The sequence below is a fragment of the Pseudoalteromonas sp. MEBiC 03485 genome, assembly GCF_004195145.1.
Taxonomy (GTDB): Bacteria; Pseudomonadota; Gammaproteobacteria; order Enterobacterales; family Alteromonadaceae; genus Pseudoalteromonas; species Pseudoalteromonas apostichopi.
Window position 1 is genome coordinate 735,584 of record NZ_SGBT01000002.1, and the last position, 22,868, is coordinate 758,451.

The 22,868-nt window shown below is 40.8% G+C and carries 23 protein-coding genes; 13 read left to right on the top strand and 10 right to left on the bottom strand.

The genetic code is table 11. The annotated features are described in order from the left end of the window. Nucleotide 1 precedes the first annotated feature (1 nt). Nucleotides 2-1,024, bottom strand: a complete 1,023-nt coding sequence (arsB, locus tag EVU92_RS20005; protein WP_130052901.1) for an ACR3 family arsenite efflux transporter — start codon at nucleotides 1,022-1,024, stop codon at nucleotides 2-4. Between the two features lie 9 nt (nucleotides 1,025-1,033). Then, nucleotides 1,034-1,798, bottom strand: coding sequence for a metalloregulator ArsR/SmtB family transcription factor (locus EVU92_RS20010; RefSeq protein WP_130052902.1), 765 nt, complete (start codon nucleotides 1,796-1,798; stop codon nucleotides 1,034-1,036). A gap of 173 nt (nucleotides 1,799-1,971) precedes the next feature. On the opposite strand from EVU92_RS20010, the gene EVU92_RS20015 reads away from it, so the two are divergent. Next, nucleotides 1,972-3,102 (top strand): PepSY-associated TM helix domain-containing protein, encoded by a 1,131-nt coding sequence (locus EVU92_RS20015; protein ID WP_130052903.1) that lies wholly within the window; start codon nucleotides 1,972-1,974, stop codon nucleotides 3,100-3,102. A 232-nt stretch (nucleotides 3,103-3,334) separates the two neighbouring features. On the opposite strand, the gene EVU92_RS20020 is transcribed toward EVU92_RS20015, so the two are convergent. Both EVU92_RS20020 and EVU92_RS20025 read right to left on the bottom strand, forming a co-directional pair. Beyond that, nucleotides 3,335-4,471, bottom strand: coding sequence for a serine hydrolase domain-containing protein (locus EVU92_RS20020; protein ID WP_130052904.1), 1,137 nt, complete (start codon nucleotides 4,469-4,471; stop codon nucleotides 3,335-3,337). 129 nt (nucleotides 4,472-4,600) lie between these two features. Further along, complete coding sequence (locus EVU92_RS20025) at nucleotides 4,601-5,410, bottom strand: sulfite exporter TauE/SafE family protein (protein WP_130052905.1); 810 nt, start codon at nucleotides 5,408-5,410, stop codon at nucleotides 4,601-4,603. A gap of 380 nt (nucleotides 5,411-5,790) precedes the next feature. Between EVU92_RS20025 and EVU92_RS20030 the strand changes: the two genes are divergently transcribed. The 4 genes from EVU92_RS20030 to EVU92_RS20045 all read left to right on the top strand — a co-directional run bounded on the left by EVU92_RS20030 (nucleotide 5,791) and on the right by EVU92_RS20045 (nucleotide 9,267). After that, the gene (locus tag EVU92_RS20030; RefSeq protein ID WP_130052906.1) at nucleotides 5,791-6,768 is read left to right on the top strand and encodes a DUF1852 domain-containing protein; all 978 of its coding nucleotides are present in this window, start codon (nucleotides 5,791-5,793) and stop codon (nucleotides 6,766-6,768) included. A gap of 11 nt (nucleotides 6,769-6,779) precedes the next feature. After that, nucleotides 6,780-7,817 (top strand): methionine synthase, encoded by a 1,038-nt coding sequence (locus EVU92_RS20035; RefSeq protein WP_130052907.1) that lies wholly within the window; start codon nucleotides 6,780-6,782, stop codon nucleotides 7,815-7,817. Between the two features lie 358 nt (nucleotides 7,818-8,175). Next, entirely contained in the window at nucleotides 8,176-8,511 is a 336-nt protein-coding gene (locus EVU92_RS20040) for a hypothetical protein (RefSeq protein ID WP_130052908.1), read from the top strand. Nucleotides 8,512-8,790: 279 nt separating this feature from the next. Next, nucleotides 8,791-9,267: a hypothetical protein gene (locus tag EVU92_RS20045; protein WP_130052909.1), complete on the top strand. Its 477-nt coding sequence runs from the start codon at nucleotides 8,791-8,793 to the stop codon at nucleotides 9,265-9,267. A gap of 3 nt (nucleotides 9,268-9,270) precedes the next feature. On the opposite strand, the gene EVU92_RS20050 is transcribed toward EVU92_RS20045, so the two are convergent. Next, on the bottom strand, nucleotides 9,271-10,476 hold the full coding sequence (locus tag EVU92_RS20050; protein ID WP_130052910.1) for an anhydro-N-acetylmuramic acid kinase: 1,206 nt from the start codon (nucleotides 10,474-10,476) through the stop codon (nucleotides 9,271-9,273). 259 nt (nucleotides 10,477-10,735) lie between these two features. Between EVU92_RS20050 and EVU92_RS20055 the strand changes: the two genes are divergently transcribed. The 3 genes from EVU92_RS20055 to EVU92_RS20065 all read left to right on the top strand — a co-directional run bounded on the left by EVU92_RS20055 (nucleotide 10,736) and on the right by EVU92_RS20065 (nucleotide 14,848). Continuing rightward, the gene (locus EVU92_RS20055; RefSeq protein ID WP_130052911.1) at nucleotides 10,736-13,471 is read left to right on the top strand and encodes a TonB-dependent receptor; all 2,736 of its coding nucleotides are present in this window, start codon (nucleotides 10,736-10,738) and stop codon (nucleotides 13,469-13,471) included. A 158-nt stretch (nucleotides 13,472-13,629) separates the two neighbouring features. Beyond that, entirely contained in the window at nucleotides 13,630-14,625 is a 996-nt protein-coding gene (locus EVU92_RS20060; protein WP_130052912.1) for a hypothetical protein, read from the top strand. Next, a complete protein-coding gene (locus EVU92_RS20065; protein ID WP_130052913.1) occupies nucleotides 14,615-14,848 on the top strand; it encodes a helix-hairpin-helix domain-containing protein in 234 nt (77 codons plus the stop codon). The genes EVU92_RS20060 and EVU92_RS20065 overlap by 11 nt, the downstream gene beginning before the upstream one ends. On the opposite strand, the gene EVU92_RS20070 is transcribed toward EVU92_RS20065, so the two are convergent. Both EVU92_RS20070 and EVU92_RS20075 read right to left on the bottom strand, forming a co-directional pair. Next, nucleotides 14,845-15,687, bottom strand: coding sequence for an SMP-30/gluconolactonase/LRE family protein (locus tag EVU92_RS20070; RefSeq protein WP_130052914.1), 843 nt, complete (start codon nucleotides 15,685-15,687; stop codon nucleotides 14,845-14,847). The two genes, EVU92_RS20065 and EVU92_RS20070, sit on opposite strands and share 4 nt — an antisense overlap. Nucleotides 15,688-15,698: 11 nt before the next feature. After that, nucleotides 15,699-16,106, bottom strand: a complete 408-nt coding sequence (locus EVU92_RS20075; protein ID WP_130052915.1) for a hypothetical protein — start codon at nucleotides 16,104-16,106, stop codon at nucleotides 15,699-15,701. Nucleotides 16,107-16,290: 184 nt separating this feature from the next. On the opposite strand from EVU92_RS20075, the gene EVU92_RS20080 reads away from it, so the two are divergent. The 5 genes from EVU92_RS20080 (at nucleotide 16,291) to EVU92_RS20100 (ending at nucleotide 19,807) form a co-directional block, all read left to right on the top strand. Continuing rightward, entirely contained in the window at nucleotides 16,291-17,322 is a 1,032-nt protein-coding gene (locus EVU92_RS20080; protein WP_130052916.1) for an NADP-dependent oxidoreductase, read from the top strand. A 51-nt stretch (nucleotides 17,323-17,373) separates the two neighbouring features. After that, entirely contained in the window at nucleotides 17,374-17,991 is a 618-nt protein-coding gene (locus EVU92_RS20085; RefSeq protein ID WP_130052917.1) for a glutathione S-transferase family protein, read from the top strand. A gap of 65 nt (nucleotides 17,992-18,056) precedes the next feature. Then, a complete protein-coding gene (locus tag EVU92_RS20090; protein WP_130052918.1) occupies nucleotides 18,057-18,560 on the top strand; it encodes a GNAT family N-acetyltransferase in 504 nt (167 codons plus the stop codon). Nucleotides 18,561-18,569: 9 nt separating this feature from the next. Continuing rightward, nucleotides 18,570-18,986, top strand: coding sequence for a hypothetical protein (locus EVU92_RS20095; protein ID WP_130052919.1), 417 nt, complete (start codon nucleotides 18,570-18,572; stop codon nucleotides 18,984-18,986). Nucleotides 18,987-19,111: 125 nt separating this feature from the next. Continuing rightward, nucleotides 19,112-19,807, top strand: a complete 696-nt coding sequence (locus EVU92_RS20100) for a class I SAM-dependent methyltransferase (RefSeq protein ID WP_130052920.1) — start codon at nucleotides 19,112-19,114, stop codon at nucleotides 19,805-19,807. 1 nt (nucleotide 19,808) lies between these two features. Here the strand turns inward: EVU92_RS20100 and EVU92_RS20105 are convergent, their stop codons facing one another. The 3 genes from EVU92_RS20105 to EVU92_RS20115 all read right to left on the bottom strand — a co-directional run bounded on the left by EVU92_RS20105 (nucleotide 19,809) and on the right by EVU92_RS20115 (nucleotide 22,773). Then, nucleotides 19,809-20,678 carry a diguanylate cyclase gene (locus EVU92_RS20105; RefSeq protein WP_168990046.1) on the bottom strand — a complete coding sequence of 290 codons (870 nt, stop codon included), beginning with the start codon at nucleotides 20,676-20,678 and terminating at the stop codon, nucleotides 19,809-19,811. Nucleotides 20,679-20,807: 129 nt separating this feature from the next. Beyond that, nucleotides 20,808-21,476: a response regulator transcription factor gene (locus EVU92_RS20110; protein WP_130052922.1), complete on the bottom strand. Its 669-nt coding sequence runs from the start codon at nucleotides 21,474-21,476 to the stop codon at nucleotides 20,808-20,810. Beyond that, the gene (locus EVU92_RS20115; protein ID WP_239977214.1) at nucleotides 21,469-22,773 is read right to left on the bottom strand and encodes a DUF4118 domain-containing protein; all 1,305 of its coding nucleotides are present in this window, start codon (nucleotides 22,771-22,773) and stop codon (nucleotides 21,469-21,471) included. The genes EVU92_RS20110 and EVU92_RS20115 overlap by 8 nt, the downstream gene beginning before the upstream one ends. Nucleotides 22,774-22,868 lie beyond the last annotated feature (95 nt).

The following is a 22,868-nucleotide window of genomic DNA, read 5'->3' on the forward strand; positions in this document are numbered from 1 at the left end:
ATTACTCTTTAAACCAATGTGTTGTTTTATTAACGATTGCAACCAACGACAACATCACAGGTACTTCGACCAACACCCCAACAACGGTTGCTAATGCTGCTCCCGAGTGCAAACCAAATAATGAAATAGCCACTGCGACAGCTAACTCAAAAAAGTTAGAAGTACCAATTAAACATGCTGGACCTGCAATATTGTGCTTAAGCTTAAGTTTTAGAGCGATAAAATAGCCGATCACAAAAATACCGTAAGTTTGCAAAACAAGCGGGATGGCAATCAGTACAATGTTCAGCGGTTGGGCTAATATGGTGTTTGCCTGAAACCCAAACAGCAAGACCACTGTGGCCAATAAGCCAACAACTGAGTACGGTTTAATTTTCTCTAAAAATGACTGCACAGCAGCTTCATTTTGTGCTGAATTATTGAGAGCTTTTCGTGTTAATACACCAGCTATTAGTGGCAACAACACATACAAAACAACCGAGATCATCAATGTGAACCAAGGCACATGAATATCAGACACCCCAAGTAATAAACCTGCGATGGGCGCAAACGCAAAAATCATGATGATGTCGTTCACAGACACTTGAACTAGTGTGTAATTTGCATCGCCTTTAGTCAGCTGTGACCATACAAACACCATAGCCGTACAAGGTGCGACACCGAGTAAAATCATCCCTGCGATATATTCTTGCGCCGTTTCAGGGCTAACGAAATCAGCAAATAACCCTTCAAAAAATAACCAACCTAATGCGGCCATTGAAAAGGGTTTGATTAGCCAATTAATGATTAAAGTGAGAATCAACCCTTTAGGGTTTTTACCTACTTCTTTAATCGTTGAAAAGTCAACTTGCACCATCATTGGATAAATCATTACCCAAATAAATAGCGCAACAACTATGTTTACATGCGCGATTTCTATTTTGGCTATGAGTTCAAATAAAGGCGGAAATACAACGCCAAGCCCCACACCTATAGCAATTGCGCTAGCAACCCATACAGATAAATATCGTTCAAAAACACCCATTTTCAGTCCTTAATTACAGCAACGAGCAACACGAGTTGGGCGATCATCACCCATCGCATTTAGTCTTGCTAGCTCGTTTTCAATGAAATTCGGCTCGTTTACAACTGTCGAGGTAATTATTTGTTTCATCCACAAAGGCAGTGTCGGGTTTAAAGAGTAAAACACCCACTGTTGGTGTTTTCTATCCGACAAAATGCCCTGTTTTTTAAGTTGCGCTAAATGCCTTGAGACCTTTGGCTGACTATGCTCGTTAAGAGCCGTCATTAGTTCGCATACACAAACTTCTTGCTCAACCGCAATAAGTAATAAACTTTTTAGGCGAATATCATCAGCAAGCGCTTTATAAAATAAAGTTGGCGAAATTGATGTGATTTTTTCTTTGCCATGGGATTGAACGAACTGTTTGATTCGCTCATTGAGCTCTTGCAAAGTTTTTTCAAATGCGTGTGGTTCTGGGCGCGTTTTAGGGTCGACAAAATCCCATGCAAGACATTGGCTACCATTTACTCGATTGGCACACTCTTTCGCCGCTTGGTCGCACAATGTAATTACATAATCAAAATGCATGTTAGCCACATCGTTTAAGTGCTTTGAGTGTAAGTCATCTGTTTTAAGGCCAAAATGATCAATCGCAGCAAGAGTGCGAGGGTCTACCGCAAATGGTTCTGTGCCAGCACTAAACACCTCAAACTCACCTTTTCCGTGATGTTTGAGTAACGCTTCGGCCATAATTGACCGCGCTGAGTTTTCTGTACATAAAAAGAGAACTTCCATGACCATTCCATAATAATTTCTTTATATAATAATTTTGTTATATTGTTAAAGCAAACCTTATCTGATCTTTTTATGATCAACTGTGACATTTTGTCGCATTGCTCAGCTCAACCAATTTATGAAATAATATTCATTGGCGTGTTGAATAAAGCCAGTAATTAAAGAGGTCTGCAATGCTAAACTGGCGAAAATTACACCGCCGTATTCATAAATGGCTTGGCCTGAGCCTTGGCTTATTGTTTTGTGTTATCGCACTATCAGGTTCGTTATTAGTATTTTACGATGAACTTGATCAAGGCTTAAACATCTCTTCGACTAAGTTGCAAAACAACGCTTCTGCTAACTTTAATAACGCACTGGATACCCTACGCAAACAATATCCTGATAAACAAGGTAGTTGGCGCTTTGAAGTTACCCCACAGGCAAAGTTAATTCCTGCTCGGTATTACAATCCTCCTGAAACAGAACATCTCGAATTTGCTCCGATGATGGTATGGCTTTCAAGTGATGGCAATTTAATTCTACGCCGCGATTATTGGGGTCAATATTTAATGACCTGGCTCTATAACCTGCATTTCACTTTACTACTAGGTCAAACTGGAACTTGGCTTTTAGGTTACGTGGGGTTAGCTATTTTATATTTGTTAGTTAGTGGCTTATTTGCATGGTGGCCTAAGCAGGGACAGTGGCAAAAACAACTTAAGTTTAAAAAGCGTTCATCTCGTATTGGGATGCTTTACGATTGGCACAAATTAATAGGGTTAACTTTTTTAGCGCCATTAGTCATTTTAACAGTGACAGGGATTATGCTAGCACTCCCTAAAGAGTCAGCTGCAATTTTAACAAAAATAACAGGGCCAATAGATACTGTGGAAACTCCTGTAAACCACTATGGTGTTCTGGCAGATAACCCCCCTATTCAACCCAATGCAGCATTGAATTTAGCGCTTGAGGTTTTACCTAATTCTCGAGGAGCATGGATAGAAACACCCGCAATGAAGGGTAACCCGTTTTATTATCGAATTAGAGTGCAAACAAAAGAAGACCCATCGCAACGCTTTCCACATAGCTATGTTTATATAGACGCCAATAGTGGTGAAGTTTTAAAAGTGTTTGCTTACCAAGAGCAAGGCAACAGCAACACAGTTTTAAATTGGCTTCACCCTATACATGATGGCAGTTTTCTTAATTTAAGTGGGCGTATTACATGGTTATTCAGTGGCTTGGCTGCTTTTGCTCTATTTCTATTAGGCTCTATGAGATGGCTATCCCGCAACCAATACAAATCTAAGCCACGAGATTAAATTAGGCTCTTAGTTTGGCGCGCTTGGCAAGAATGATGGCGCGATCTGAGAGTGATTTTAAACGTAAGCAGCAAGATGTTATCAGCGAACAAAGCCTTACTGATAAGGTGTCGAGGGTTATGTTTAAAACCTTATCGCAAGAGCAAATTAGCATATTGCCTCAGACCTAGCACTAAGCAAACGTTCACTACAACGAAAACTAACAGCCGAGGCATTAACTAGCTTTATAAGACTATTTTGTCTGTAGGATGAGATAGTCACTCATCACTTTTTCAAGCTGGCCGTAGTCTTTTTGCTGAGTAACCGCGCCTGCTACCACTACCTGCGATGTTGGCTCATACATCACTAAAGTGCCCCAAAAGCCTCCATGTTGATAAACTAGCGTGTCGTTATATTCTTTTGCAAATATACCTAAACGATAAGGGCTATCTGCAGGTAAACCTTTATCTGAGAGCATTAGTTCAAGTGTTTCTGGGTGTTTGAAGACCTTACCTGAAAATAAAGCATGATAAAATTTAGCCATACCGATTGGGCTGGCAACAAGCCCACCGCCACCATATAAATCGACAGTTGGGCTCCAATTAAAGGTGTCGGTGCCATGCAAGTATTGATGCACGCGTCGAGACTCATCCACAGCAACCGTATCACCCTGTTCCCAGATCACATTTTCGATATGATTTTTATCGAAACTTAAGTATTGTCGAACCGCTTCAGGTAGCGGTAAATCTGTCACTCTTTCAATAATATGGCCGAGTAACACATAACCGGTATCTGAATATGAGAAACGCTGACCAGGTTTACCAATTGGGTCACCCCACTCTACACACCTTTTAATTTGCTCGCGCATCGAAATATCTTGCTGTGGATTTGCCATTATGCCAGCTAAATACTGCTCGCTTTGGGCATGATCGTATAACCCTGCCGTATGACTCAGTACTTGTTTTAGCGTCATTTTATCAAGGGCATAGCCATCGCTTTCAAGAAGCGTAAAAAAGTCGCCAGAAATTAATTTATCGAGCGTTGTATCAAGGTTTAATTTACCTTCTTCATGCAAACGAAGCACCGTTGCCGCAGTGAAGGTTTTGGTCACACTGGCAATTCTAAATAAACTATTTGGGTTAATAACTTGCGGCGCATTTTCTTTACTTTGCTTTGCCGTTGAAAAAGCATGTCCATCATCAACAATCACATGAAGTGCAAAACCAGTAAGGGGGGGATGTTGGTTTGCACTGAGAATTTGCCCCATTAAAGCATGGTGAGTCTCGAGAGGTTTTGTTGGCTCAGCAGTCACTGGCAAAGCCATTAGTGATAGAGCAACAAATAAAGAGCTTAGCGTTTTTTTTCTTGTTTGAGAGCACCGACGATCCATAGCATATTCCTTAAAAAATAGTCCTTAAATAGCGCCTACAGCTTTCGAAAAAAGGCAGTTAAGCAGCCTAAAAACTGCTTAACTGACATTAACAAACGACTTTCGTCTTGTCGAATTAATACGTTAATACTATTTAGCTAGCATATTCACAGCCATAATTACCAAAAGCCCTGCAAAGATTTTTTTAATTGTGGAGACAGGTAGGTGATGCGTTGCTTTTGCACCTAATGGCGCGGTAAACCACGAAGTACAAACAATGCCAAACAAGGCTGGCAAATAAACAAAACCAGCAAAGCCCTCTTTTAATGTAAAGTACTGACTGCCCGAGCTGATGTAACCCACTGAGCCAAATAACGCAATGACAATACCGCACACCGAAGCACAGCCAATGGCTTTTTTCATATCGACCGAGAAAAACGTCAGTAACGGCACAAGTACCGCCCCACCGCCAATGCCAATCATGGCAGAAAGCCCCCCTGTGATGGTTGTATAAAGTGTTAAAAGACTTTTATTAGGTAGCGAGCGTGTTGTTTGGCTGTCATTTTTACTGCTGAAAATCATTTTTAATGCAATAAGCACCACACTCACAGCAAACACTATTCGCACCACATTTGCGGGTAATAGCGAAGCCAAAAAGCCACTGATAAGGGCGCCTAGTGCAACCCCACTCATCACCCACGGGGCCAATTGCCAAGGCACATTGCCATTTTTATGGTGAGCGATAGCTGATGACGTTGAAGTAAAAAGAATTGAGGCGAGCGATGTAGCAATCGCCACCAGCACCACTTGCTTTGCAGGTAACACCTGAAAGTGCAGCAAGATCATGCTTAATATAGGCACAATTACTAGGCCTCCACCTATTCCTAATAGCCCAGCTAAAAAGCCCACCCCGCTACCAAGTATGGCGCAAGCGATAATAAGCACGATTAATTCATTCATGGTATTTGTCTGTGTTGTTGGTTTAGGGAGACGAGTATATCAACAATAAAGTACGAGGTTGTTCTCAAAAGTAGGGTTAAGTAGTGAATATTACTCACGTTTTATATGAAATTACTGCAACTCTAACAAACCAATTTAGAAATCTAGACGTCCAAAGTGGCTTTAAAGTATTTTTTCACTATCCCTTCCTAAATGTTTTACTAAAACAGCAAATATTTATGAATCTGCCTCATGTTTTACCTGAAATAAAAACGTTTTTCTTCATGGTGATGACCACGTATAAATTTATTAGCGCTGCAGAGCAACCTAAGGTTAATGACCTAGCGATTTAAGGAAGGTGAGCAGCAATCATTTATCTCAGGACTTTTGGATACATTGCCATGAACAACGATTTCAGATTTACAATTAAAAGCATTTGCCTCGACGAAAATTACCATCCGTCAAATAGCACACGACTTACCACAAACTTTGCAAACCTAGCTCGCGGTGAAAGTCGCCAGCAGAATTTACGTAATGCATTAAAAATGATTGATAGCCGCTTTAATGCGCTAGCAAACTGGGATAACCCGCAAGGCAACCGCTACTCAGTTGAGCTTGAGATCATCTCTGTTGATTTAGAAATTGCACAAAGCACAGAGGCATTCCCGTCAATTGAAGTATTGAAAACCAATATCATTGATCACCAAACTAATGAACGCATCGAAGGTATTGTTGGTAATAACTTTTCATCTTACGTACGTGATTATGATTTTAGCGTACTGCTGCTAGATCATAACAAAGAGAAAAGCGAATTTAGCATTCCCGAAAACTTTGGTGACTTACACGGTAAACTCTTTAAATACTTTATTGACTCAGAGACTTACAAGCAGAACTTTAAAAAACCACCGGTTATTTGTTTAAGTGTGTCTGATAACAAAACGTACCATCGTACAGAAAACCAACACCCAATTTTAGGTGCTGAGTACCAACCAAATGAGTCGTCATTAACCGAGCAATACTTTAAAAAAATGGGCTTGCAGGTGCGCTATTTTATGCCACCAAACACAGTTGCTCCGCTGGCGTTTTATTTCTTTGGTGACTTGCTGAACGATTACACCAACTTAGAGTTGATCAGCACGATTAGCACTATGGAAACATTCCAGAAAATCTACCGTCCAGAAATTTATAACGCCAATGCCGTGGCGGGTAGTTGCTATCAACCAAATTTAAAAAACGCCGATCACTCTATCACGCAAATTGTTTATGACCGTAAAGAGCGCAGCCAATTGGCGATTGCACAAGGTAAATTTACTGAGCAACACTTTATTAAGCCTTATCAATCTGTACTTGAGAAATGGTCTGCCAACTACGCGATTTAAAGAGAGTAAAAATGAAAAAGTTATTACCAACATCGACAGCAGGCAGCTTACCAAAACCAGCTTGGCTCGCTGAACCTGAAACCTTATGGTCGCCTTGGAAATTGCAAGGCGCAGAACTTATCGACGGCAAACAAGACGCGCTGCGCGTTGCCTTACAAGAGCAACATCAAGCTGGCGTTGATATCGTGAGCGACGGTGAGCAAACACGCCAGCATTTTGTGACGACCTTTATCGAACACTTAAATGGCGTTGATTTTGAGAAACGTAAAACAGTGACTATTCGTAACCGTTACGAAGCAAGTGTACCAAGTGTAATTGGCCCGGTTTCTCGCAGCAAGCCGGTGTTTGTGGAAGACGCCAAGTTTTTACGTTCGCAGACCAAGCAACCAATAAAGTGGGCATTACCAGGGCCTATGACCATGATCGACACCTTGTATGACGCCCACTATCAAAGCCGTGAACAACTAGCATGGGAGTTTGCCAAAATTCTCAACCAAGAGGCGAAAGAGCTCGAAGCTGCGGGTGTTGATATTATTCAATTTGATGAGCCTGCGTTTAATGTGTTCTTTGATGATGTTAATGACTGGGGCATTAAGTGCCTAGAAAGAGCAATCGAAGGCTTAAAGTGCGAAACCGCCGTACACATTTGCTACGGCTATGGTATTAAAGCAAACACTGATTGGAAACAAACACTGGGGAGTGAATGGCGTCAATACGAAGAAGTATTCCCAAAACTTCAAAAGTCGAATATTGATATCATTTCGTTGGAGTGCCACAACTCACGCGTCCCCATTGAGCTATTAGCGCTGATACGTGGCAAAAAAGTGATGGTGGGTGCCATTGATGTAGCAAGCAATGAAATTGAAACCCCTGAAGAGGTTGCGCAAACATTACGCGGAGCCCTTAAATATGTTGATGCCGACAAGCTTTACCCATGCACAAACTGCGGTATGGCCCCCCTCCCTCGCCAAATAGCAAGTGCCAAACTCAGTGCATTGAGTAAAGGCGCAGAGATAGTCAGGCGGGAGGTTTTAGGGGCTAGGCTTTAAGCTCTAGGAGTAGTTAGCGAGTTTCTAGGGGGAAGAAGAAAGTTACGAGGGTTGAGGTACGAGTCTACCTCGCCTCTCGTTTCTCGTTTCTCGTTTCTCGTTTCTCGTAAAAATTTATCAATGACGCGGCATAAAGCCGCTGCTACAACGTAGGCGTGAAACTTGTTTCGCGCGCCTTAAAACCGCCCCCTATAGATAAATCTCTACCGACTAACCCCCTACATCCTCACCCAATACTTTTAAACTAACCCACTCAGAGAGGATTAATCTAAAAGAACCAAAATTGAGTTGGCTATTTAACTATTTTTTGCTAAATTTTAGTTGTACCCAATGGATGGGCTAAAATTGAGGGATTAATATGAACGAATTTGATATTTTCATCAGAAATATTGTCTTAGATTGCATTCGTGAGCAAGGAACTTGCAGCAACCTTTGCGAAGAAGATGATCAATTAACTTTCTATGTTGACATTGAAAATCACGATAATGTGATAGCTCGCAAGCAATTTAAGGTCACTTATCCAATTAGCTACTCTATTAAGTCAGCTCTCATACATGAAATTGATTTACTTAGATATTTAGATTCAGGTGAAATCAGAACACCGTTTACGACCGACATTGTCGAAGTTCTTAAATCTGAGTTACAAGCGTTTATGTTTAGCAACAAACCCCGTGGCGAATACCATATTTGCTAACCACGAGTTATAGCCTGATAAAAGCGATTTATCAGGCTTATAAAGCCTAAATGGTCGATAATTACATGCTTTTGAAAGAGCCTCTTTTCGCAATAACGACTAATAAACGCAATTTCATTATCAAATATGTTGAGACTTAAATCCGACAAAACGAATCAAACATTCAACTTTTCTCTGTTTTTGAAATAAATAATCCGTAATATGACAATAGTCATAATTCTGTAATTTAACTGATCAATAATTGACGCTAATTTAATCAGCTAACGTAATGAAGAAGTAATGGACAGTGCCATGGTGCAACTTTCGTTTGCACTCCCCTCTAGTGAAGATCCTTTATGTGCTGCACTTGCGCATACTATGGAATATGAACAATTGCATTTTGCGGCTAATGAGCAAAAGCGTGTTGTATTTTGTTGTGTGCTGCCAGATGATGCCCATGAAGGTGATGTGATCTCAATCAGTGCAACACGCCCTGATGCCCGTGAGTCAGCGTATTTTACTGCGCACACTTTAACGCAACACGATCTAGAACAGCACGTTATTATGCTTACCTTAGAAAACGTTACTCACAGTGGTGAATTTGTATTGCAATTAATGCTACACGGTATGCATGCAACACTTAAAGACAGCGCCCAGTTTGATGTCAGCATTGCAGCGAGCACGTCACCAGAGCTGTTAACTTCTGAGCAAGCTAAAAACCATGGCTTACGCCATTACATCAGTCATATTGGCGCAAGCTTTTTAGCCTTTTTCTAGGCTCTAATCAGCAAAGCTAATTTTACCCATGGTAATATCGGGGATCCCTTGCTTGGTATTACCAAATCGTTGTTGTCCACCCGACAAACATTCGTTAGCTAAAATAGCAAATAACACAGCCTCTTTTGCATCTGGATTTATACCCAACGAATCAGTGTTATTGATTACTGTAAGTTCTGGGCAATGAGCCAAAATAACTTGCATTAATAATGGATTATGAACCCCACCACCACTGGCGTATACAGCCACATCAGTTAAGCCTTCACTGCATTGGTTAATTGCTTTGGCAATCATGACTCCTGAAAACTGCACTAAAGTTGCCATAACATCAAAGTGCGATAACGCTTGCGTATTTGAACGTGCTTGTGCCGCTGCTAAATAGTCTAGATTAAACACTTCTGGGCCTGTGGTTTTTGGAAACCCTAAACCAAAAAATGCATCATCACACAGCGCATTGAGTAAAGCTTCATTTACCGTACCTTTTGTTGCAATAGCGGCATCTTTATCATAATGAAGTGGTGCGAAGTAACGCTGAACATAGGCATCCATAATGGTATTGCCTGGGCCAATATCAGAGCTAAAAACCGCTCGTGCATCAGCAGATTTTGGTAAGTAGGTTAAGTTGGCAATGCCGCCCATGTTTAACAATATGCGGTTTTCACTAGTACTTGTGAAGTACAAATAATCACCATATACAGCAAGCGGCGCACCTTCACCACCCGCTGCTATGTGTTTTTGTCTAAAATCACCTATGGTGGTAATGCCTGCAGTCACGGCTAAATGATCGCTATCACCAATTTGTAAAGTTGCATTGCCATATTCTTGTCGCTTGTGTTGGTTTTTAGGGCAGTGATAAATAGTTTGTCCGTGGCTGGCAATCACATCAACAAGTTCTTTTGCTACTCCCCAGCTGGCTAACGTTTTGGCAACCATTTCACCATGTAATTGGCCAATCCAAGGGTTGAGTAAGACGACTTCTTCAAGATCACACTCGCGCTTGGCGAATACGCGTTTTACACGCATTTTATAATCATCGTCGTAGTCAACCGTAGTAAACTTTAATACTTCTACACGAGTGTCCATACCCTGCCCTGATACTTCACACAGCGCAATATCAAGACCATCTAACGAGGTACCACTCATTAGACCAATTATTAATTTTTTTTCTTTCTTAGCGCTTAAATACAGTTTTTCAATATGTTGATGCATAAATAAATCACTTAAAATCAGCTTATTAGATGTAAATAAGCGGGTTGATGATGTGGAATAGTTTATATTTTAAAATAATAGATTTAAAGAATAATTATTGCAAAGACTTTTAAATTGCTTTAAAACTGTACCGGTGAGCTCCCCAAAAGGAGAACACAGAAGCATCATAACAAAAAGTATGACTCATTAAATTAACTAAATGGTCTAGGTCACACACTAACCTGCGTTGATTTAAATGATAAAACGCAAGGGAATCATCATGAAAGCAAATACATCTACAGGGCATCGCTCACTATTGCTGCTCTCACCTTTAGCTCTCGCTGTAAGTTCAGTAATAAGTTATGCCCACGCAGAAGAAGCCACAGAGGCGAAAAAACCTGAAGTGATCACAGTTACAGGTTCACGTATTCAACGTACCGAGCTGGTCTCAAGTAGCCCAGTGGTTAGCGTTGATGAAGCACAAATTCATCTAGACCGTGCTGTAAACGTTGAAGATATTACAGCAAAATTGCCACAAGCTGCAGCAGGTGCAAACAGCACAGGTGCCACAGTCGGTGACTCATTTGGCTCATCAACCATAGATTTACGCGGTCTTGGCCAAAACCGTACATTGGTACTTATTGACGGCACTCGCGCCGTACCATTTAGTTTTCGTAATTCGGTTGACGTAAATACCATCCCTGCCGGGTTAATTAAACGCGTTGATGTCTTAACAGGTGGTGCAGCAGCGGTTTATGGTGCTGATGCCGTAGCCGGTGTTGTTAACTTTGTTCTAGACGATGATTTTACTGGCGCCGAGTTCTCAACTAGCTATGAAAGTGCCGACGGCGGTAACGAAAAGCTTAACTTCGAGGCTATTTTTGGCGGTGATATCGCCGATGGCCGTGGTCATGTAACAGGCTACATTGGCTATACCGAACGAAAAGAGCTATTAGCCGGTGAACGTGACTATGCACTTGAAAACTCAACGGCGATGATAAACAGCGGTGGTTATTATACTGACGTTGCATCTGGCAACAGTATCGGTATTGCAGATTCAGGTGCTGTAACAAGTGAGCGCCCAACAGCTGATTTCACTCCTGATCGTTATTTAACTCAACCGATGGACCGTTTTTCTGCGGGTTTATTATTCGACGTTGATGTCAGCGACAGTGCCATTGCCTATGGTCGCGCAATGTACTCTAAAGTTACCGTTAATGGTGCTGGCGCAAGTGGCCAAACCCCAATTTTTGTTAACGAGCAAGTAACCCTAACCCAAGACAATGCATATATTCCTGATGAATTACGTGATCAACTAACGTTTGACAGTGAAGGTAATGCCCTTGTTAATGTTGAGCGCAACTTAGGCTTAGGTGTACAACACACCGAAGCTGTGCGTGATTCAATGCAATTTCAGCTGGGTCTAAAAGGCGATATTACTGACTACCTATACTATGACATATATGGTCAGTACGGAAAAACTGACGAAGTAGCAACCATTTACAATAACGCTTACCGTAATGATAACAGTGGTAATAGCCGCTTTGCTGCCCTTGCAAACTCTGTAGATATTTTTGATCCCAACCACGACTTCAGTGGCTTTAGTGATCCGCTGCTTTATACCACCCGCGACCGTACACAAAGCGTAATCTCAGCAACGTTATCGGGTGATTCTGGGTTCTTATTTGAGTTACCTGCTGGTGCTATCGACTTTGCAGTCGGTTATGAATACCGTAAAGAAACCGGTAAACAAACACCGGGCGATGCATTCAGAAATGGTACTAGCTTTGCTTCTATTAGCGCATTTGATATGGATGCAAGTTTTAGCTCAGAAGAGTTCTACGCTGAGGTATTGGTGCCAATTTTGGTTGATCAACCATTTGCCGAAGAGCTTAGCTTTGAAGGTGCATACCGTATTTCTGATTACTCAAATACCGAAGCTGAAGATACTTACAAGTTAGGGATCAACTGGGCGATTAACAGTGACATTCGTATTCGAGCAAACCGCTTAACCGCATTTAGAGCGCCGAACTTAGGTGAGTTTGCCAGCCCAATTACAGCTCTTTCGTTATCGTTATTCGATCAAAACAGCGATCAATTTGTACCAAGACTAGCAGGGCGTTATAACGGCGATCCATGTTTACTAGGTACCGGAGATGCAACCCAGTGTGCTGCGTTTGGTGCACCACCTGTTGGCACTGAGTTTGATTCAAGCACGGCAGAATATACCTATGGTGGTAACCCGAATATTAAACCTGAGCAAGCCGAATCAGACACCTTGGGTATTGTTTATACACCTAGCTATTTAGAAGGCTTTGATTTATCACTCGATTACTACAGTATTCGCGTAACAGATGCAGTAAGCCAAATTCAGCCTGGTGCTGCACTACAGAGCTGTTATGTTGACGATCCAAATCCGAATAACCCATTGTGTGGTGCGGTACTTCGTGATCCAAACACTGGTTTTATTAGCACAGCCATCGTTAATGACTTTAACTTAGCTGCAATCGAACAAGAAGGTATCGATGTTGCAGCAAATTATGTGATTGATGCGCCAGAGCAAATGGGTGGTCGCTTTAGATTCTCTTACCAAGGTAACTTTGTTACTAAACAAACACGCCAAAACAACAGCACTGTAGCCGAAGTAGACTGTAAAGGAACCTATGGCAGCGCCTGTTCAGGTGACTTTGCGAGTATCTTACAAGCCGACTATAAACACCGCGCAAGCATTGATTGGCAGTTAGATAACATGAACTTCCAACTAGGCTGGCGCAGAATCGGTGAAGTAGAGTATGCTGTCGACCGTTCAGAAACAATCTCGGCACAAAATTACTTAGATTTTGCCGCTGCATGGCAAGTTAATGAGGAACTTGCTGTTAACTTTGGTGTCGATAACTTATTAGACCGTGAACCGCCAACACCTGAGGTAGGCGCAAACCACTTTAACACCGTGAGTGATTATAGTGTGATTGGTCGCTCAGTGGGTGTTTCTCTGAGATATGCTCCAAGTTTTTAATTAATCCTACTGTTTTAGCTACACAGGATTGATCCCCTCAAGCGCACCCTGCCCGGTGCGCTTTTTTATTTCAAGTAATAACTACTTTAAGAATAAAAAGGGACAACGAACAAATTGTTGTTTAAGATATGAGCGACAGAAGCTACAAGGAAGATGCTATGCTCAAATCAATAAAGTCAAAAATTCCATTTATTTTTCTAATTAGTATTAGTCTTTTTTGGGGCATTTATTACCAAGGAAATCATCCACTGAATGACTTTGGGAATGCAAACTTTGAATGGTTATACCTACTAGATGCACTGATAGTATTACCTGTACTTTGCTTAATATTAATTAAAAATAAGAAAGAAGCGGCTTTAAAAGCAGTGGTATTGTGCTCACTCGCTATTTTAATCGGGAGTTACATCATTCCCGAACAAAACAAGTTTTTAATGAATTACTTAGAGCATGCTCGTTATGGGCTTTTAGCTTTGATTGTAATTTTAGAGCTCAGCGCTCTCATAACTGTGTATCTGGCAATAAAGTCCGCTTTAAGCCAGCAGACCGATCCAGATATAGCTATAGCAAGGCCAATTAACAAGCTTTTCAAACAAAACGCAATTGCAAACTTTTTATGTTTCGAAACACGGATGTGGGCTTTCTTATTTTACGCTAAACACATTAAACCAAGCTATTTCACTGGTGAACAACATTTTAGTTACCATAAAAAAGATGGATCACAAGCTAACTTACTTGGCTTTATTTTTATAATCTTATTAGAGTTGCCAATGATGCACTTCTTTTTGCACTTTATATGGTCACCATCAGCAGCAAACATTATCACTGGTTTAACTATTTTTAGCCTTTTATTCTTTACTGCAGAGTACCGTTCGGTTGCAAGGCGTCCTGTTTCTATTAGTAAATCGCAACTCATTATTCGCTATGGGCTATATCCTGCATACAATATTGCTTTAGCAAATATCAAAACTATTGATTTAAATACCGGTTTCATTGCACGCGCTCGAACAATCAAACGCTATAATTACTCTGGCTATCCAAATATTAAAATCACACTTAAAGAGCCCCAGAATGATATCGACACTGTTTTTCTAGGATTAGATAACCCTCATCATTTTATAGACTCCACTAACAAGGAACAAAAACATGCCATTTAACGAGCAAGAACGCAGCGCGCTTTTAGCACTTAAAGGTGTTGGGCCTACGGTTCTAAAACGTTTTGAAGAAATTGGCATTGAATCGTTTAAGGAGTTAGCTGGGTTTGATGAAAACACCATTGCTGAGCGAGTAGCGTCAATGCTACATTCAAGTTGTTGGCAGAATAGCCCGCAAGCAAAGGCGGCAATCACCGCCGCTATTGCGCGAGCAAAGCAAGGCTAAAGCTCAATCACTTCTATTGCACCACGTTTTTGCATGGTGACATACACTCTGCTTTGCATATCGTCGAAGGCCAAATTAGTTGGATGCTGACCCTTTAACTTATAGCTATTTAACACCTTGCCGGTAGGCGAGACTTCAAGCACCTTTCCAGCACCGTAACGAGTAATAAACACATGTCCTTGATTATTAACACGCATACCATCCAAGCCATGATCAGTAAACTTAATCAAAACTTTTTTATTACTTATGTTTAGGTTCTCATCCAAGTCATATTGCCAAACAACTCGCTGCACACTCTCATTCACATAAAGCTTAGTGTTTTCCTTGTTAACAGCAACTCCATTAGTGGTACCCATGTTTTCCTCAAGCAATTTAGTGCTGCCATCAGCATTAATACGCCACAATTGACCCGTTTCGTTCGCCCAATTAGGGTCACTTGCAAACAGCACCCCAGTTTTGGTGATAGCAATGTCATTGGGTTGATTCATGTTGCTATTATGAGCGAAGACTTCTGCTTTATTGCTGCCTGCAGGTACTTTTAAAATATTGTGGTTAACATAATCGGCAATAAACAAATTACCGTGTGAGTCAAACTGTAGGCCATTGCCAATGCTATCATTTGGCAAGCGAACAAATAACGAAGTTTTGCCCATATTGTCTACGCGGCCAATAGTTCCTTGCTGAGCATAGTTCACCGCATATAAGGCACCGTTATGCATAGTCGGTCCTTCAACGCCTTGCGTGAAAACGTTATCTTTAACAAAATCTTGGCTATCAACAGCAAAGGTTAAAGGTGAGCTTAATAGTAATGTAATAGCCAGTGGCTTAAGTAATTTCATGGGCCATCCTTTTACTCATTTAAACTCGTGTAAACCGCTAAAATCGGGTATTCGTTTTCACCAAAAGATAAGGTCAATGAGCGTTTTTCGCCATCATCTAACTTAATACCTTCGTCAAAACTCAGAGGGTGTACACGACGCCCATCAGCAAACAACGCCATAATATGGTCGGCCTGTAAAATACGCGAGCCTGATGCTTTATTTTCAATAGTCACAACAGCTAAACGGCGACCACTTTCACTGCTCATTAATACACTATGGACAATGCTAAATTGACTCTGTTTAGGATAACGCTTGGCATCATTCTCAAATGAAAAAGCACTGCCAGAGAGCATCACTGGATCCACTGACAACACATCAGTATTTGCTTGAGTACTGGTTGCAAAAAGCGCTGAAAAAAATAGTAAAGTACGCTTCATATCAATCCTTTAATGAGCTTCAACTAAATTTAGCATACACCGTTCCTAATTCCAGTGCAAAACTGATTATTGCAGCTGAGGGATTGTCATTATTTATATAGTTACAATTTCATTGTTGAATTTTGTTCCTTTGTCCTCACAACATTAGTAAACCTCTTTTTACACCTGGCAGTAGGAGCCAAGTATGTCTGATGTTCAAAATCGTCAATTTATTCTAGCCTCCCGCCCAAATGGGCAAGCAAACGAAAGTAATATTCACTTAAAAACAACCTCCATTCCAGCCCCTGAAAAGGGTGAGGTTCTGTTAAGGACCATATATTTATCTCTTGACCCTTATATGAGGGGTCGAATGAGTGACGCAAAATCTTACGCCGACCCTGTAAAAATTGGCGATGTGATGGTCGGGGCAACCGTGTGTCAGGTAGAGCAATCAGCTCATCCTGATTTCACTGAAGGTGAGTGGGTGCTCGCTTATACAGGTTGGCAAGAATATGCAATTAGTAACACTGAAGGTCTAATGAAACTTGGTGAGGCCCCCAGTAACCCATCATATGCACTTGGCATTTTAGGAATGCCAGGTTTTACGGCTTACATGGGGCTGCTTGATATTGGCGAGCCAAAAGCTGGAGAAACTGTTGTTGTCGCGGCAGCAACAGGACCAGTAGGTGCAACCGTTGGACAAATAGCAAAAATCAAAGGCTGCAAAGTTGTTGGTGTTGCAGGTGGTAAGGAAAAGTGTCGACACGCCGTTGAGAACTTAGGTTTTGACTACTGCATTGATCATAAAGCCAATGATTTTAGTGAACAGTTAAGCAAAGCATGTGATAACGGCATTGATGTTTACTATGAAAATGTGGGTGGTCATGTATTCGATGCTGTTTTACCGCTGTTAAATACTAAAGCACGAATCCCTCTTTGCGGCTTGGTATCACAGTATAACGCAACTGAGTTACCTCCAGGTCCAGACCGTTTATCAATGTTAATGGGGCAAATACTAACTAAGCGTATTAAAGTACAGGGCTTTATTGTTTTTGATGATTACGGCCACCGCTACGCAGAGTTTGCCAAAGACATGCAAGCATGGCTTAGTGAAGGAAAGATCAAATATAAAGAACACATGGAGCCAGATTTTACAAATACTTTAAATGCCTTCAACGCGATGTTAAATGGTGAAAATTTCGGCAAAACAGTTGTTCAAGTGCAGCAACCTTTATAACTTTATTAAATACTTAGCGCTGCAGAGCAGCGCAACTTAAAAGGATTACTTATGATAAAACTTCACCACTTAAATAAATCACGTTCAAAACGTATTATTTGGCTACTAGAAGAGCTAGGTGTCGATTACGATATTGTTGCTTATCAACGTAACCCAGAGACATTCCTTGCACCTGATGAACTAAAAGAGATTCACCCGCTAGGTAAAGCGCCGGTGCTTGAAGATGGCAAAAAGATAATTACCGAATCAGGGGCTATTACTGATTATCTAATTACTACTTATGGTGAAGGTAAATATATGCCAGCCCCAAAGTCTGATGAGTATTTTAGTTATCAGCAATGGCTTCACTTTGCAGAAAGTTCAGCTATGGTGCCTTTATTACTAAAACTGTTTATCACTAAAGATGGTTGTAAAACTAACTTTATAGCTGATTATGCTGACCATGAAATTGGCAAAATTTTGAGCTATGTAAATCAGCAATTAAAAGGCAAGCAATACCTTGTTGGTGAGACGTTGACTGGCGCTGACTTTATGATGTCTTTTGTTATTGAAAAAGTCGCCGAATCTGGCGTGCTAACACACTTCCCAGAATTATCGCGTTATCTAGAACAGCTCAAAACACATGAAAGCTATCATACAGCCAATGAGTTAGAAGAAAAATACGGATGATAATAGACAAAGGTACGTTATAGTGCCTTTGCACCTTTCGCTTTAATAGCATTACAAGGATAGTTGTGATCACGCTACGAAATTTTATAGAGTCAGATACCGAGCAGCTTATCGCTATACTTAACGATAAAGATGTAACTCAATATCTATCAACTAAAATCCCTTCTCCATATACTGAAGAGGATGCCTTATGGTGGATAAATGAAGGTAGCCAAGGTGAACTCGTTAAAGCGATTATATTTAACAACACACTTATTGGCTGTGTGAGCGTATTAGCCGGCGAGTTTGAGTTCAATCGCTCAGGTGAGTTAGGTTACTGGCTGGCAAAAAAGTATTGGCAACAAGGGATTACTACAAAAGCAACATCTATACTACTTGATACTGTTTTTACTAAAACCAATATCACCAGAGTGTTTGCCTATGTGTGCGAAGATAACCTCGCTTCAATGAAGTTATTGCAAAAGCTAGGGTTCGAGCAAGATGCCATTTTAAAAAATGCGATGTTCAAGCATGAGCAATTCTTTAATGCGCATCTCTTTTCATTATTAAAGCCTAATAATCAAAACTAAAGGATGAGCATGAGTAAAGCACTAAAAATACTTTGGCATGTTGGTGCTGCTATTTTTTGGGGGTTTAGCACTCTAGCGTTACTTATTTGGGGTATTTCATCTATCACACCAAACTGGTGTGGTGAAGAGCAATATGAGGTGTTCTTATCACCAGATAAAGATAAACAAGCCGTGGTATCAGTCATAAACTGTGGTGCTACAACAAACTATGAAACACTGATATCTATCAGTCGCGTAGCGCAACCAAGCGACCAAACTATCTTGCTATCACTAGACGGGCACCCAAGTAACAACAGCTACAAAGTTACCTGGACATCGAATAACGACATTAAACTTACTGATTTTGAATTTTCAAAGCTATTATCGTTTCATAGTCGAAACACTGTTGGCGATATAGCTCAGTCTCACATTCAACCTAAAAATTAAGTGAATTGGTATGCTTTAAATCACCATTTCACTTGAATTTCTCATTAAGAAACTTTTAAAGTTACCTAAAACAAAGTAAGCTAACCACTTCTGTAACACTAAAAGTTACCTATTGGTTTTTTACTATGCAACAACACGAAGTCACCGCCTTATTTGATCAACAAGCAGCTAATTACGATTCACAGTGGCAAAACATGGCACCTATTAGCCAAGCCTTGTATTTTATGATGTCGCCTTTATTCTGCAAACTGCCAAGCAATGCGCATATTCTCTGCGTTGGAGCAGGTACCGGAAATGAAATTTTGCATTTAGCACAGGCATTCCCAGCATTTCGCTTCACCGCTGTCGAACCCTCGACTGAGATGCTCAAAGTATGCAAACACAACTTAACGCAAGCAGGGCTAGCACAACGATGCCAGTTTCATAATGGTTATCTAAGTTCACTCAAAAACTTAATACCCTTTGATGCAGCAACAGCCGTATTAGTGTCGCAGTTTATTGTTGATGAGCCAAAACGGGTGGCATTTTTTGCTGATATACATAAACGTTTAAAAACTGGTGGGTTACTGATCAGTGCAGACTTAAGCGCCAATCAAAGTGCCGAAACTTACCCAGAGCAGCTTAGTCACTGGTTAAGTGTTATGTCATCAGCCGCAGTCAGCCCTAAACAAATTGAAAAAGTAAAACAGGCTTATGAGAATGACGTTGCGCTAAGAGAAACTCAAGTCATTGAAAAAATTATCGCCGCGTCGGGCTTTACGAGCGTTTATCCTTTTTATCAAGCAGGCTTAATAAAAGCATTCACCGGTGTCAAAGGTTAATTTAAACCGTACAAACTCGATTACGGCCTGACTTTTTAGCCTGATACATGGCTTGGTCAGCCCTTTCGATTGCAGTTTCGATATCATCATTGGCATTTATTAGCGCGACACCAAATGAGCCAGTTACATTAATGTGTTTATCATTGCCAATTTCGATTTTTAAAGTTGCAACGGCTGCTCGCAGTCGCTCAGAAAAGGACTTGGCACCTTCAAGCTCTGTGTGTGGTAAGCATACTAAAAACTCTTCGCCGCCATAGCGATACAATTGATCGTACTCTCTTAAGTGGGATTTAATGCATTTAACAAGCGCTATTAACACTTTATCACCCGCGCCATGGCCAAACTCATCATTCACACGCTTAAAGTGATCAAGGTCGATCATTATTAGCGCACAGCTCAAAGATTTACGTTTACAAAGTTCCTGCTCTTTTTGTAGGTTTTCAACTAAGTTTGCTCGGTTTGTAGCACCGGTTAAAGGGTCGCGGGTGTGTAACAGTTCATAAAGCTCATCATTGATAGCTTCAAAATAATCTCGCAAACTATCTAAATCAGTATGAAATTGGTCCAATAAATTCACAGGAATAGCTGAATTAGACTCTTTTAACGATGATAGGACTTTGGCTCCTTGATGCATTTTTTGATGCGCTGAAGCGATTTCTGAAAAATAAGGATGAAGGTTTAGGGTCTGCTCAGGAAGTTTATTGAACCATTGCCCAAAGCGACAAAGATTATGAGCATTATCGCTTAAGTCTTGATCATCTGCGGGTATATCTGCAATTAAGCTCCTTAATAAGTTTCTATACCAAGATTGATGCCATTCAATGGCTTGCTCGATTTCTCCGATAACGTCTTCGAGCTGTGTATTAGACAATGAACTGATTCCTTGCCCAGTATTTTGATACATAACCAATGAATAGACTTCCACTTTATTATTGTTATTTCCTAAAACATTACCTAAGTAGAGTTACAAACTCAACTTAAAGGGATGTAAAGAGATAATTTATTCAACTAAGCGGTAACCTACAGCAGGCTCGGTTAAAATATGTTTAGGGCTCGCTGCATTTTTTTCTAGCTTTTGTCTTAACTGACCAATATGAACACGTACATATTCAGGGCGATTAATATACTGCTCTCCCCACACCTCAGATAAAATGGCGTTATGCGTTAACACCTTGTCTTTTTGCTGAAAAAATAACAGCAAAATAGCGTATTCTTTTTTAGTTAATTTTACTTCTTCATCGCCTTTGCGGACCACATGCTTATGTGGGTCTATATGAATATCACCACACTTAAGGGTCAGGCTTGGTGTTATTTGCGTGCGTAGAAGTACCCGTATCCTAGCTAACAGTTCGTTTGCACTAAATGGTTTGGTCAGATAATCATTAGCGCCGTTATCAAGGGCGGTGACTTTTTCTGTTTCACCGTCACGTGCAGAAAGTACTAGCACAGGTAGCAAACTCCACAGCCTAAATTCTACCAGCCAATCTTGCCCATCCATATCGAGCAAGCCTAAATCAAGCAATACTAAATCAAACTGCTGCTGGCTTAAAAGCGAAAACGCATCAAGCCCTTTGGCGCATACACTAACCTCATAATTACTAGCTTTTAACAATGTTTTTAAAAAACTTTGCAGAGGTGGTGAATCCTCTAAAACCAAAATGTTAGCCACGGCGGTTACTCCAAATTAATATAGCTGTTGCCTGCTTTGTTTGCTCATTGAGGGTTAATTCAAAACATCCTTGGTGACATTTAGCAACCACATCGCAGATCACACTACCTAAGCCAACCCCTTCATCTTGACTCGTCTCATACTTATTATCAAAAGAATTGGTTAACACAATTTGGTACTCATTTTCCGTTTCAATAAATTGTATGCTTGCCGAACCATCACCGTAGCGAGCAGCGTTCTCGAGCATATTAGCCAAGGCAATTTCTAGTAAGGTTTCATCCCCAAAACAGATGCTTTGTTGCTGAGCCTCGATGCGAAGTTTAAAGTTTTCTAGTTGTTGCTGACGGCGTGATTTAGCTTCGCTAATTAAGGTCAAAATGGGCAGTTTTTGCCATTTTATATTCTCAGCTAACTTATTAACTTTACTGAGCTCCATTACTTTATCAAAGTGCTGGTTAAGAATTTTACTTTGCTCATAAATATTAGCTGCTTGCTCTTTGATAACCTCTGAGCTTAGTTGAATATCATCATCAGCCAACATGCTCGATGCCCCCATTATGGTCGCTAATGGCGTTCGTAAGTCGTGAGATAAACTACGCAATAAGGTGTTTTTTGACCTTTCTAGCTCCGCCTGTACTTTAATCGCCGCAGATTGTTCACGAAGTAAGGTTTTTTCCTGAACCTGATACAATAAAGAGCACGCCGTATTTGCCAAAGCGTGTTGCTCAGCATTGAGTGCTTTAGCAAACGCGATACCGCCAAATTCAGCTTGATGTTCATTTAAATAAATAAACTGCTTAGATGCTATTAACTGCCAATCACACGCAACCCCTAAATGCGCAGCCATGGTTTTTAAAAACAGCTGCTTTTGTTCCTCAAGGCTGTCGAGCTCATTGAGTTTTTTAGCTAATTCATACAGCAAGCGACTATTACTTGCATGGGCTTGCACATCGCGAACCTTGGTATTGAGCTCCCCTGCAAGGTGGCTTATCACTAAACCCACAATCAACATCACCAAAAAGGTAACCACATATTCAATATTTTCGATATGAAAAGTAAAATACGGCACCACATAAAACCAGTCCGTGCAGGCAACACTTACTAAGGTGGTAAGTGCTGCAACACGGCGATTACTTTGAACCGCAACCCATGTCACCCAAAGAAGCTGTAGCATGACAATATCGGTGGTTGTAAACAGTTCTCGAAACGGAAATATCGCGAGCACCACCACAAGTGGCATTAACACACTTAAAAATGCGGCTTTTAAATACTGTATTTTGAATACTGACTGCATCATTTTTTCACTTATTTTTTGTCCCTATTAGATTAAAGGGTTTTCAATTTTGTCACTATAAAGTTTTTATAAAGTTTTTTTATCTCGGCATAAAATCT